The organism is Pseudoalteromonas sp. NSLLW218 (assembly GCF_015864775.1).
Taxonomy (GTDB): Bacteria; Pseudomonadota; Gammaproteobacteria; order Enterobacterales; family Alteromonadaceae; genus Pseudoalteromonas.
In genome coordinates, this window is record NZ_JADYWO010000011.1 from 13,139 (window position 1) to 26,900 (window position 13,762).

Here is a 13,762-nt window from a genome sequence, read left to right on the forward strand (position 1 = left end):
GATGTTTTCATTGGTTTTATCTTCTGCGAGTATAGCGAACTCGAATATGAAGTGATAAAGTCTCGGCAATTTCCAGCGCGCATACCCTCTCATGGGTTAACTATTTCGGAGTATTTTAAGTGGCTGTGTTTAATCGAGTTGAATTTGATAACCATGAACAAGTGGTTTTTTGTTCTGATGAAGAGTCGGGTTTAAAAGCAATTATTGCTGTACATAATACTAACCTAGGTCCTGCAGTTGGCGGATGTAGAATGTGGGATTATGCGAACGACGAAGATGCCGTTTATGACGTGCTACGTTTATCAAAGGGCATGACTTATAAAAATGCAGTTGCGCGCTTACCATTTGGTGGCGGTAAATCTGTCATTATTGGTAATGCAAAAGAAATTAAATCTGAGCAGTTATTTCGTGCATTTGGTCGCCAATTAGAGCGATTAAATGGCAGTTATTACTCAGCAGAAGATGTAAACATCACATGTGCTGATGTAGCTATTATGAATAAAGAAACTAATTATGTACTGGGTCTTGAAGGTAAAAGTGGTAACCCATCGCCATTCACTGCATACGGTACTTTTTTAGGAATTAAAGCCGCGTTACAACATCAACGTGGCCATCAAGATTTTGCAGGCGTTAAAGTAGCCGTTCAAGGTTTAGGTGCTGTTGCTTATGGTTTATGTAAACATTTACATGATGCAGGCGCTGAACTGTTTGTAACTGATATTAACCAAGCTGCAATTGACCGTGTGGTTAATGATTTTGGTGCAACTGCAGTTGGTATTGATGAAATTTACGACTTAGATGTTGATGTTTATGCACCCTGTGCATTAGGTGCAACGGTTAACGATTTAACAATACCGCGTTTAAAAGCGACTATTATTGCAGGCTGTGCCAATAATCAGCTGGCAGAGTCTCGCCATGGTGAAGTTATTCGTGAAAAAGGCATTTTATATGCACCTGATTACGTAATTAACGCCGGTGGTATTATTAATGTTTATTACGAAACAGCGCCAGAAGGTTACAGTGCAGCAGCGTCTAATAAACATGTTGAAGGTATTTTTAATACGTTAACTGAAATTTTTTCCCGTAGCGAAAAAGAGCAAAAATCAACGCATTTAATTGCTGATGAATTAGCGCAAGAGATCATTAAAAACGGTCTGTAATCTAAGTCTGAATTTATATAAAGGTGTGCAATTGCACACCTTTTGTTTATCTGTAAGTTAATGCAATTATTATTGAACAGCGGTACACTTTATTTTTAATTTTGTGCGGCAAATTATGACTCCCTCAACTTCTCTCATTCAGCCTATCGATTTAGATAATTGGCCTAGAAAGCAACACTTTGAATTATTTAAAAACTTTTCTCAGCCTTATTTTAACGTGTGTGTGCGTTTAGATGCTCAAGCACTGTACGACTATTGTAAAACCAATCAATATTCTTTTTTTCAAGCGTATGTATATTGCACCTTAAAAGCGTGCCATGAGTACGACTCAATAATGCTACGTATTATAGACAGTAAGCCATGGCTACTTAACAGTGTTCGCGCAAGCGTGGTGGAGCTTGCTGAAAACGATACATTTGTTTTTAGTTATTTTAATAGCACGGGCGAGTTTAAAGAGTTTGCAGAACATGCAAGTGATGTAAGCACAAAAGCGAAATTACAGCCGTTATTTTCTGATGCGTTTGCCCAAACGGAAGGGCAGGCAGACTTAATTCATATTTCTGTTTTGCCGTGGCTGAATTTTAGTGCGTTTTCGCATGCATTTAGTGAAGGTGAGAGTTTAGGTATTCCTAAATTTGTATTTGGTCAGTTTGATAAACACACCGGCACAATGCCTTTAGCTATTGATGTACACCATTCATTAATGGATGGTTTGCACGTAGCAAAGTTTATAAACACATTGCAGAATACATTTGACACCTTTTGCAAAGTTTAATCATAAAAGTCACCATTTTAACGGTAGTGCAAAGCAGTAAGTAATTTATAAGTAGTTTATAGGTCATACAATTCGAATTACTTTATATTTAAATACAAACCTCATATGCTTGAAATACACGTGTGCCGGACATATTTATATACCATACCTTAGCTCAGGAAATCCCCATGATAAATGGACTGTTAATTGTTGTTTTAATTCTTTTTGTGGTGATTTTCTGGCGCTGGCCATCAATTCAAAATAGATTATGGCGCAGTAAATATAAAGACTTTGCTTTAAATTCGCAGCAAAAAGATATTTTACTGCGTTGCATGCCTATCTATAAAAAAATGACCGACGCTGACAGAGATAAATTAGAGCGACATATTACGTGGTTTTTAAACGAAAAACGCTTTGTCGGTTGTGATGGCTTAAGGTTAACGTCTGCAATGAAGCTAATTGTTGCCGCCGATGCGTGTGTATTAGTGCTTAATAAACCGTGGCCGTTATATAGAAATGTAAAAGAAATTTTATTATACCCAAGTGCTTATTACGCTCCGCAATCAACTCGCGATAGTGCAGGACTTGTGAGTTACCATAATACGGTAAGGTTAGGTGAGTCTTGGCCAGGCGGCACGCTTGTACTTAGTTGGCATGACGTGCTTGAGGGGAATCGTTTACCAAGTGATGGACATAACCTGGTATTTCATGAGTTTGCGCATCAACTCGATCAAGAAACAGGTAAAACCACAGGCACACCCATTTTAAAAAGCTCAGCAGATTACAAAGAGTGGGGCCGAGTATTTAGCCGCGCTTTCACCCAGTTAAAAAGTCATGTTGCTTATAGCATGCCGCATGTTATTCACAGCTATGGTGCGACTAACGAAGCTGAGTTTTTTGCTGTACTCACCGAAACCTTTCTCGAAAAGCCTGCAGAGCTTCGCCGATACGATCCTGAAATTTATAGCATGTTGGTGAATTACTATCAATTTGACCCTATTGTTTGGCATTAAACCTACATAAACCGCGCTTTATCATATAACGCTGGCAAGTTGCGTTTGTTTTTGTTGCAATCATGTGAAATAGTTTTTACTGCAACAATAACAAGCGAGAAACGCATGAAAAAAATGCTTCATACAGTATTGGCGCTGTCGGTGTCATTAGCGATAGGGCAGGTAAATGCCGCTGAAAAAGACGAACAAAAATGGCAAGTAGATTCACCTAAAGGACAATTTGTTGACGCTGCAATTAGCGTTGAGCAGGGCACATGGATGAATATAGATATTAGCCCAGATGGTAAAACCGTGGTGTTTGACTTACTTGGCGATATTTATACTATGCCAATGAGTGGCGGTGAAGCTACAAAGCTCACCTCTGATATTGCATGGCAAATGCAACCACGCTTTAGTCCTAACGGCAAAAGTATTGCGTTTACTTCCGATCAAGGGGGTGGCGATAACATTTGGATAATGGACTTAAATGGCGAGAACCAACACGCTGTTACTGACGAAACCTTTAGATTACTAAATAGCCCTGCATGGAGTCCTGATGGCGACTACTTAGTTGCACGTAAACACTTTACAGCTAGCCGCTCATTGGGTGCGGGTGAAGTGTGGTTGTACCATAAAGCCGGTGGCAAGGGCGTGCAGCTTACAAAACGCGAGAACGATCAAAAAGATTTAGGTGAGCCAATGTTTTCACCGGATGGTCGTTATGTATACTTTTCGCATGATGCAACACCGGGTAAAACCTTTCATTATTCAAAGGATTCTGTAGCGGGCATTTATAAAATTAAGCGCTACGACCGTGAAACAGGTGAAATTGAAACCATAATCGATACGATGGGCGGCGCAATTAGGCCTACACCCTCACCAGATGGTAAAAAGCTTGCTTATATAAAGCGTGATGATTTTCAAACAAGCCTCTATTTATATGACTTAACTAGCGGTGAGCACACTAAACTTTACGATAAGCTTGAGCGAGATATGCAAGAAACATGGGCTATTCATGGTGTATACCCAACTATTGCATGGACACCCGATAACGAAGAGTTAGTATTTTGGGCTGGTGGTACAATTCACAAGCTAGATGTTGCAGAAAAATCCGTTAAAACCATTCCTTTTAAAGTGCAAACAAGTAAAAAAATTCAAAAAGCAGTGCGCTTTACACAAAACTTAGATACTGATGAGTTTGACGTAAAAATGCTGCGTAATGTGCAAGTAAGCCCAGATGGCGAAACGGCAATTTTTGAAGCGCTAGGACACATTTATAAACGCGATTTAGAGTCAGGTAAAATTAAGCGTTTAACAAAACAAACTGATCATTACGAATTATTTCCGCAGTATTCCCGCGATGGAAAAAAAATAGTTTACACCACATGGGATGATAACAAACAAGGGTCTGTAAGAGTGGTTTCTGCGCGCAGTGGTCGCGGCGATACAATTACTAAAGAGCCAGGTAAGTATGTAGAGCCTACGTTTAGTCCAGATGGGAAAACGGTTGTTTATCGTAAAGCCACGGGGGGGAGTATTTTAAACCCTAAGTGGTCACTTAATCCGGGGGTTTATAGTGTAAGCGCAAAAGGCGGTAAAAGTGAGCTTATTTCAAAAAGTGGTTATCAACCACAATTTGGAGATGCAAACGATCGCGTTTTTATAATGAGTCCTTGGCCAAAACCAACGCTAAGTGTGGTTGAACTTGAAAGTAAAAAAGTTCGCAAACTATATGAGTCAGAGCATGCTACAGAATTTAGAGTATCGCCAGATGGCAAATACCTAGCTTTTGCTGAGCGATTTAAAGTATTTGTAACGCCGTTTGTACAAAGTGGTAAAACAATTAATATTGGGCCTAAAGACAGCCAATTTCCAATAGAGCAGTTATCGGTACGTGCTGGTGAAAACATTAGTTGGAGCGCTAAGAGCAACACGCTTTATTGGACATTAGGGCCTGAACTTTATCATGCAAGCCTTGATGGGATGTTTGCTATTAACAAAGCCGAAGATGCCGACCTTAAAGTAAAAAGTGGCGATAATATTGGTTTCAGTAAAAAAATGGCTGAGCCTAAAGGTATGATTGCGCTTACTGGTGCAAAAATTATTACTATGGACGGCGAAAAGGTTATTGAAAATGGTGTCATTATTACTGATGGCAAGCATATTAAAGCAATTGGTACAGCCAGTGATATAAGCATCCCTAAAGGTGCTGAGGTTATTGATGTAACAGGCAAAACAATTATGCCTGGTATTGTTGATGCTCATGCACATGGCTCGCAAGCAAGTAACGAAATTATACCTGAGCAAAACTGGAAAAACTTTGCAGGTTTAGCGCTAGGTGTAACTACAATTCACGACCCATCAAACGATACCTCTGAAATATTTACAGCAAGCGAAATGCAAAAGGCAGGCATGATTGTTGGCCCGCGTATTTTCTCAACGGGTACTATTTTATATGGCGCAAATATGCCAGGTTATACGTCGCATATTGACTCGTTAGACGATGCTAAATTTCATTTAGAGCGCCTTAAAAAAGTAGGTGCATTTAGTGTTAAGTCGTACAACCAACCTCGTCGTGAGCAGCGCCAACAAGTTATTGAGGCAGGCCGGATGCTTGAAATGATGGTCGTCCCTGAAGGTGGCTCATTATTACAACATAACTTAAGTATGATTGTAGATGGACACACAGGTATTGAGCATTCAATCCCTGTAGAGAACATATACGACGATATAAAGCAGTTATGGTCGCAAAGTGATGTTGGTTATACACCAACGCTTGTAGTGGCTTATGGTGGTATTTGGGGTGAAAATTACTGGTACGATAAAACTGATGTGTGGAATCATCCGCGTTTAAGTAAGTTTGTGCCTAAAAACCAATTATTACCACGCTCTATGCGCCGCATTAAAGCGCCCGATCATCACTATAATCACTTTAATAACGCACGCGTTGCAGCTGAGCTGCAAGACCTAGGTGTTTTAGTTAACTTAGGTGCTCACGGTCAGCGTGAAGGCTTAGGTGCACACTGGGAGATGTGGATGTTTGCACAAGGCGGAATGACGCCGCTTGAGGCAATACGTGCTTCAACACTCGATCCGGCTAAGTATTTAGGGCTTGATAAAAACGTAGGCTCGCTTGAAGTGGGCAAACTGGCTGATTTAATGGTTATAGATGGCGATCCGCTTAAAAATATTCGAGATTCGGATAAAGTAGATTACACCATGATTAATGGTCGATTATTCAATGCAGAAACGATGAATGAAGTGGGTAAAAAAGAACGCCAACCACTTTACTTCGAAAAGTTATAATTTATTTAGATCTTTTGAAAGCGGCTACATAGCCGCTTTTTTTAGTCTTACTCAACTTATAAGCTTTATTTTTTAGTAAATAACACCCATAAAAAAACCGCTTAACGCGGTTTCTTTTAAAAATCATAAATGTTGATTAAACAACACCGCGCGGTAAGCGACAGTCATGATCTTTACGAGCTAAAATTACAATCCAAAGTTCTTCCGCTGTGTAACCTTCTTCGTTTTCGGTAACAACAGTGAATGGCGCTTTTTTCTGTGCTTTAACCGGCGCAGCTGCTTTTGGTTTTTTCGTTTTAGTTGTTTTACCAGAGTTTAATTTTTTAGTAAGCTCTGCTACGTCAGCTAGGCGTAAATTTTTACCGCCATCAATGCTGTACCAACCAGGTTTAGTTGTGATTTCAGGTTTTTTACCATTGGCAGTTTCGTACGCTGCTTCAAAGGCAGATAACACTTCTGTTTTGTCTAGTTTGCTCATCAGAGACCCTATACGTTGTGAACACAGATAAAGAAGAGGTATTTATACCTATTTTAAAACAGTTTTTCAATTTTTTGCGATTTTCCTTCCATTTTAGGGCTATAAACGCCAAAATTTGCACAAAATTCAGTGCTAAGTAAGGTAAGTTATATGCAACGTAGAGAATTTAACCAACTCCTAAATGACATTTTGAAACCTCATTTAATAAAAGATTTTTGCCCAAATGGCTTACAGGTCGAAGGTAAAAACGAAATTAAAAAAATTGTGACGGGTGTAACCGCAAGTCAAGCTTTAATAGAAGCTGCCATTGAGCAACAAGCAGATGCTATTTTGGTTCATCATGGTTTTTTTTGGAAAGGGGAATCTCAACCAATAACGGGTATGAAAAAGCATCGCATAGGCGCGCTACTAGCAAACGATATTAATTTATTCGGCTATCACTTACCACTCGATATTCATCCAGCAGTTGGCAATAACGCGCAACTTGCAAAGTTATTGGATATTGAAATTGAAACAGGGCTAGAGCCAACTTCAAATAGCGTAGCAATGAAAGGGCGTTTAAAAACACCATTAAGTGGTGAAGATTTTGCAGATAAAATTGCAAAAGTGCTTAATCGAACCCCGCTCACAAGCTTAGTACGCTCAGCTAAAATAGAAACCATTGCACTGTGTACTGGTGGTGGGCAAGGATATATTGACTTAGCAGCAGAGCAAGGCATTGATGCATATTTAACGGGTGAGGCATCGGAGCAAACAATTCATAGTTCTCGTGAGCAAAACATTGATTTTTTTGCTGCAGGGCATCATGCAACAGAGCGCTATGGTGTAAAAGCTCTGGGTGAGTTACTTGCTCAAGAGCATGGTTTTGATGTGACATTTATAGATATAGATAACCCAGTTTAACTAGGCTACCTATTAGTTAACCTGAACTCTACTTGAGGTAGATTTATTATCCAGAGTTCAGGTTAGTTAGACGAAATGAGCTACAGTGCCTCTGGTTCTACCCAGCGGCGCAGACTTATCCAAGTGTTTCCTACTACTTCGTGACTGTATTGCGTAACCACAAGTAAGGCATGAGCATTGGGAATAAACTGTTTGCTCCATGGAAGTGCAGCAAAATTATGATAATCAGTGGCGGCGGTTATTACTTCAATACCTTGAGCATTGAATAAGTTTTTGGCGCGGGGCATGTGCAGCACAGATGTTACTAGCGCGACTTTAAAATCAACTAATTTAGGTGCTAATAATTTAGCTTCTTCTGCGGTATCCATCGCTTTAGGGTTTTGGAGTATACGACTTTTATTAATTCCTAAACTAATTGCTGTTTGATACATAAGCCCGCTATTAGTGGTATTTTTATAACCCCCGCCTGAAACTATAAGCTCTGCATTAGGGTAGTGCTTTGCTAGTTTTACACCTTCTAATAAGCGCGTTAACGCACAATTACCTAATTGATTATTAGCACTGAGTGCAGGATTTGGGTTTATATCGCAACCTAGTACAACTATTTTGTCTATTTTTGGATGCTTTAAAGCATTAAATGCAAGCGACGTAGGTTCATTATTGTGGATAATTAAATTGGCGATAAAGGGTGTGCTCAATGCAAGTAATACAATTAAGCTTGAAGCAGATAAGAAGAGAGCTGATTTGCGGCCTTTAAATGCGAGTAGGAGCATCAGGCACGCAAATAAACCAAATAGAGGCAGTGGCATAAGTAAACCACCAATAATTTTTTTAATAACAAACATAAGAGTTAAACGCTGTAGAGTTAATTACAGCGATATTACTCATTATATTGATGATTATCGACCGTTATTTAACTTACACGTATTTAAAAAGTGACGATAAACAGGGTTGTCTTTCATGTCTTTTTTCATTGCTAAATACATAGGACGAGTAAGGCCAAGAGCACCCAAAGGAATTGACTTTATCAAGCCTTGGCTTTCATAAGGTGTAACTAGCCAATCAGGTAAAGCGGCAACGCCCATGCCGGCACTCACTAACTGAAAAATAAGTAACCCTTGATCAACCGTTTTTAACGTACCGTCAAAACGTGCATTTTGAATGAAATGCTTAAATATATCTTGGCGTTCACGTGGGATTGGGTATGAAATAATAGTTTCGTTTTTTAAATCAAGCGCTGTTACATACGCTTTTTTAGCAAGTTCATGATCCGGTGCCACAATAAGCTTTAATTTAAAATCAAATAAGTGCGCGTATTCTAGTGTGTCGGGTTCACGTATGTCAGATGTTAAAACTAAATCGAGCTCATCGCTTAGTAAGTCAGGAATCGCGTCGTAACTAAAGCCACGCTCGTAATCAATTTTTATATCAGGCCAAAAGTTATTAAATTCTTTAATAGTAGGTAATAACCAATGAAAGCATGCATGGCATTCCACACTTAAACGCAGTTGAGAAATAGGCTGATTTAAGCTTTCTTTCAAACGGCATTTAGTCGCTTCCATTTTTGGCAATATTTCGTGAGCTAACTCAAGTAATAGCATTCCCTGAGGAGTAAAACGGACTGGTTGAGTTTTACGCTCAAATAATTGGCAATCTAATTTGTTCTCTAAATCTTTGATTTGATGAGATAAAGCAGACTGTGTCAAAAATAACTCTCGTGCCGTATTAACCAAAGATCCTGTTTCTTTAAGGGTTGCTATGGTTTTTAAATGTTTAATACCAATCATCTTTAAAAATTCTCATGGGGAAAGTGAGTTCAGCTCAGATTAACCACATACTACGCCTATACAAAAAACGTTTCAACGTCTAGATGGCTAAAAGTTTGCGATTTATTGTGGTTTATTACAGTTTATTGCTATGAATCGCGAAAATATTAGAATTAGTAACGATAAAAGTCATTTAAAAACTGGTTTGATGAGATTCAGATGAGTTTGCCTCATGTTGTATTTTAAGTATATCGATTACAGTGTGCTTTACATGAGCGTAAATTTTGACCATGTTGATAACTGTATGAGGCGGGGCTTGTTGAATGTTTACTTTAGATTGTGGTTTAAAAAATAGAGTCGTTTTACTGTTTTGCTTTAGTTTAGCTCAATGGATGAGTATATACGTAATACCTAAGCCAGCGACCAACTCGCTGGCTCTTTTTATAAGGGTTTATTAATTAGTAATATGGCTTCTTTGGCAGTAACTGGTTTCGACTTTAAAAAGCCTTGGCCGTAATCGCATGCGGTCGATTGTAAAATCGCTAATTGTTCAGATGTTTCTATTCCCTCAGCAACAACTCCAAGCTTTAATGATTGAGCAAGTGATAAAATTGCTTCAACAAGTGGGTTGGTGGAATCTTGTAGGTGGTCAATAAAACTTTTATCTATTTTTAAAATATGAATAGGCAGCTGGTGCAAGTAGCCAAGTGCTGAATAACCCGTTCCAAAATCGTCAAGGCACAATTTTACTTTTAAAGGTGAAAGACCTTCTATTATTTGAGTGGCGAGTTCTAGATTTTCTATTAAGCCTGATTCGGTAATTTCTAAACATAAAGAACCCAGAGGTAATTGGTACTTATTATAAATAGAATGTATTTGCGCTACAAAATCGAGGCTTGCAAAATGTCGTGACGACACATTAACCGTTACTTTCAAAAAGCGATGACCTTGCTGGTGCCAATTGGAAATCTGCTGAGCGGCTAAATCAAGTAAATGTAAATCAAGATTTATAATTTGCCCTGTAGTTTCAGCTATCGGTATAAAGTCATTAGGGGGTACAAATCCTTTTTTAGGGTGATGCCAGCGCACAAGTGCTTCAAAACCAATAACCTCACTTGTGGTAATTGTAAAAATTGGCTGAAAATAGAGTTCAAATTCATTGTGTTCTATACCGTGTTGCAAGTCATTTTCGATATCCGCATGGGTTTTAAGTTTTTTACGCATCGTGTTATTAAAAAACTTAACTTGTCCACGCCCAGTGGATTTTGCTTCATACATAGCAGCATCAGCTTGTTGCAATAATATATAAGCTTTATCGTTTATGTTGTCGGTATAGGCAATACCAATACTAGTAGAGGCTTGAAGTAAGTGGCTATCTACATTTATAGGTTTCGATAATGCGCTTTTAATTCTGTTTAAAGCTTCATTAACTTGGTTTTTATGTGTGATATTTTCCATGAAAATAGCAAATTCATCACCACCTAAACGAGCAAACGTATCAGTGCCTCTTACTGTACTTTTAATTAAGTCGCATATTTTTATAAGAAAATGGTCTCCGACTTCATGCCCCAGCGAATCATTAATACTTTTAAAACGGTCAAAATCTAGATACAACAGGGCATGGCTAGTACTCTTTTTAGCGCGCGTTAAACGTAAAATAGCATGTTTTATTCGCTCAATGAGTAATGAGCGGTTAGCAAGGCCAGTAAGTTCGTCATGTAATGCTTTATGTTCGAGCTCTTGTCGGGCTAATTGCCTATCTAATGCCATACTGATTTGGCGACTGACATAGGTGAGAAGAGCACTGTCGTGCTCGTTATAGTGCAGCGTTTTATCATAGCTTTGTACAACAATAACACCGCTTATTCGATCACTTGTTTTAAATGGAACACCTAACCATGACTCAGATTGTCTTCCCACCATTTTAAAGTCACCGTTATTAATATGACTTTGAAAGGCGTCTTTGTTGAGTAATAAGGTTTGTTCTGTTTGCAGTAGGTAATATGAAGCAGTGTCTTTTAGCTGCTCTTTAGATATTTTTTGATGTGTTTTGGTGTTAATGCCTTCTTCGACTATGTAAACAAGGTCAAGTATATCTACTTTTTTATCATATAAAGCGATAAAAAAATTATCAGCACGAAGTAGGTTGTTGATAATTGAATGCAGGGCTTCAAAGAAGGTATCTAAGTCGTTAGCTTTGTAGGTCAGGTTAGCTATTTGCAATAAGCTATTTTCTAATTTTTGTGCGTTGTTGAGCTGCTCAACGGTTTTTTGTAAGTTATTTACCGTATTTACCTGGTTGATTTTAGCGCTGAGTAAGTGGGCAACTGTTGTAAGTATTTCGAGGTGTGCGTTGGTAAAGTAGGCTTTAATAGGATGCTCACAATCAATAACACCTAAAACTTGTTCTTTGTATATAAGAGGCACGCATAGTTCTGATTGGGCAGGGCGCTCATCAGCAATGTAACGATGGTCTTTTGTTACATCATCAATAATTACGGCTTTGCCAGTAGTTGCAACAGCCCCAGTAATACCTTCACTAAAGCGTATTACTTTACGTTCGGCTTGATATTTGTCACGGGCGTGAGCAATACCCATAGATGCAACTTGATTTAATGTGTAAGCATTGTTGTCGGCAAGGTAAATCACACAATCAACAAACCCTAAACGGTTAACAACGTGCGTTGTAACATACTCAAATAGCTCGTCTAGTGTATCGAGTTGCAATAAGCTGGATGAAAATTGATTAATAATACTCAGTTGATCAGTTTTTATCTCAAGTGCTTTTGTAGCATCATTTTTGTAAGACATAGGCAATTTATATTATTCTTTTTATTTTTAAATACAGGGCTAAGTTAACCTAATCTCGGATTTTGTACAAAATAAAGCGATGAGTGGTTTTAATTAGCTGTAAACTTTTACAACGAATGACTTTAATTAATTGTAAATAATAACAAAGGCTAATGCCAATTGAATTAGAGTACTAAGCTTTAACTAACAGCTCAGTAATGTAATCGACATATGCATTATTTTTAATAAAATCTTTACTCGAAAACCTCATATGCCTATGATCGGATAAATTCAGCCGTGGAACAAAGTAATGACAAGTAACAATACAAATTCTGTAACAACCCTTACTATCACTCGCCCAGATGACTGGCATGTACATTTACGTGATGGCGACCAGTTAAAAGATACTGTACGAGACATTAGCAGATACATGGGCCGCGCTATTATTATGCCAAACCTTGTTCCGCCGGCAACGTGTACTGATACAGCTCTTTCTTATCGAGAGCGCATTATGGCAGCAGGTCCAAAAGGTGTCTTTGAGCCTTTAATGGTGCTCTACCTTACTGATAAAACGACACCAGAAGAAATAAAAAAAGCCAAAGCAACGGGAAAAATAGTAGCTGCAAAGCTCTATCCTGCTGGCGCTACAACTAATTCTGACTCGGGTGTTACATCAGTAAAAAATATTTACCCGGTTTTAAAAGCAATGCAAGAAGTAGGTATGTTGCTGTTAGTACACGGAGAAGTTACCGATTCATCAATTGATATTTTTGACCGTGAAAAAGTATTCTTGGATACGATTTTAGGGGATGTTGTGAGTGACTTTCCAGAACTTAAAATTGTACTAGAGCATATTACAACTAAAGATGCAGTAGAGTTTGTCGTTAATGCACCTAGCAATGTAGCAGCAACAATTACAGCTCATCACTTACTTTATAATCGTAATCATATGTTAGCCGGTGGAATTCGCCCACATTATTATTGTTTGCCAATTCTCAAGCGTAATATTCACCAGCAAGCATTAATGGCCGCAGCTATAAGTGGAAATAAAAAATTCTTCTTAGGAACTGATTCTGCACCACATTATAAAGATAAAAAAGAAGCTGCGTGTGGTTGTGCTGGAGCATATACGGCTCATGCCGCTATTGAGTTGTACGCGGAAGCATTTGAAGATGCGGGAGCTCTGGATAAGCTTGAAGGGTTTGCAAGCCACTTTGGCCCTGACTTTTATGATTTACCACGTAATACCGATACAATTACATTGCAAAGAAAACCATGGCAAGTACCAGCAAGCTTCACTTTAGGCGACTCTGAAGTTGTGCCTATAAAAGCTGAGGATACTATTGATTGGTCTGTTGAATAGCTAATATTATATATTTAAACCAAAAGCCGCCTAATTTTTTAGGCGGCTTTTTTGTTTGTGTTTTTGATATTATTGAGACGTTATTTGACTGTATGGCGGTTGTAGGGAGTTTTTATACGGGCTTATAACAATATATATTACAATAATACTTTATAGTTTTTGCTTGTAAATTAGTCAGTTAAAGGCGATTCAAAACAAATTTATATTTTTAATAAATAATTCCCAATTAATAGAGCGAAAAAAAATATAA

Annotated in this window: 10 protein-coding genes; 6 read left to right on the forward strand and 4 right to left on the reverse strand. The window is 38.3% G+C overall.

The window, feature by feature from the left end:
- Positions 1–119 precede the first annotated feature (119 nt).
- The 4 genes from I6E80_RS16215 to I6E80_RS16230 all read left to right on the forward strand — a co-directional run bounded on the left by I6E80_RS16215 (position 120) and on the right by I6E80_RS16230 (position 6,212).
- Positions 120–1,160, forward strand: coding sequence for an amino acid dehydrogenase (locus tag I6E80_RS16215; RefSeq protein WP_197185970.1), 1,041 nt, complete (start codon positions 120–122; stop codon positions 1,158–1,160).
- Positions 1,161–1,296: 136 nt separating this feature from the next.
- On the forward strand, positions 1,297–1,935 hold the full coding sequence (locus I6E80_RS16220) for a chloramphenicol acetyltransferase (protein WP_197186029.1): 639 nt from the start codon (positions 1,297–1,299) through the stop codon (positions 1,933–1,935).
- Between the two features lie 167 nt (positions 1,936–2,102).
- Positions 2,103–2,927: a M90 family metallopeptidase gene (locus I6E80_RS16225; RefSeq protein WP_076924099.1), complete on the forward strand. Its 825-nt coding sequence runs from the start codon at positions 2,103–2,105 to the stop codon at positions 2,925–2,927.
- A 105-nt stretch (positions 2,928–3,032) separates the two neighbouring features.
- On the forward strand, positions 3,033–6,212 hold the full coding sequence (locus I6E80_RS16230; RefSeq protein WP_197185971.1) for an amidohydrolase family protein: 3,180 nt from the start codon (positions 3,033–3,035) through the stop codon (positions 6,210–6,212).
- A gap of 136 nt (positions 6,213–6,348) precedes the next feature.
- Here I6E80_RS16230 and I6E80_RS16235 read toward each other — a convergent pair whose 3' ends face one another.
- Entirely contained in the window at positions 6,349–6,690 is a 342-nt protein-coding gene (locus I6E80_RS16235) for a hypothetical protein (protein WP_002961684.1), read from the reverse strand.
- Positions 6,691–6,840: 150 nt separating this feature from the next.
- On the opposite strand from I6E80_RS16235, the gene I6E80_RS16240 reads away from it, so the two are divergent.
- A complete protein-coding gene (locus I6E80_RS16240; protein WP_170070656.1) occupies positions 6,841–7,593 on the forward strand; it encodes a Nif3-like dinuclear metal center hexameric protein in 753 nt (250 codons plus the stop codon).
- An 80-nt stretch (positions 7,594–7,673) separates the two neighbouring features.
- On the opposite strand, the gene I6E80_RS16245 is transcribed toward I6E80_RS16240, so the two are convergent.
- From I6E80_RS16245 to I6E80_RS16255, 3 genes are all read right to left on the reverse strand, one after another.
- Positions 7,674–8,438: a YdcF family protein gene (locus I6E80_RS16245; protein WP_076924105.1), complete on the reverse strand. Its 765-nt coding sequence runs from the start codon at positions 8,436–8,438 to the stop codon at positions 7,674–7,676.
- 54 nt (positions 8,439–8,492) lie between these two features.
- Entirely contained in the window at positions 8,493–9,380 is an 888-nt protein-coding gene (locus I6E80_RS16250; protein WP_002961689.1) for a LysR family transcriptional regulator, read from the reverse strand.
- Between the two features lie 420 nt (positions 9,381–9,800).
- Entirely contained in the window at positions 9,801–12,170 is a 2,370-nt protein-coding gene (locus tag I6E80_RS16255) for an EAL domain-containing protein (protein ID WP_197185972.1), read from the reverse strand.
- Positions 12,171–12,459: 289 nt separating this feature from the next.
- Between I6E80_RS16255 and pyrC the strand changes: the two genes are divergently transcribed.
- Positions 12,460–13,512: a dihydroorotase gene (gene pyrC, locus I6E80_RS16260; RefSeq protein WP_076924107.1), complete on the forward strand. Its 1,053-nt coding sequence runs from the start codon at positions 12,460–12,462 to the stop codon at positions 13,510–13,512.
- Positions 13,513–13,762 lie beyond the last annotated feature (250 nt).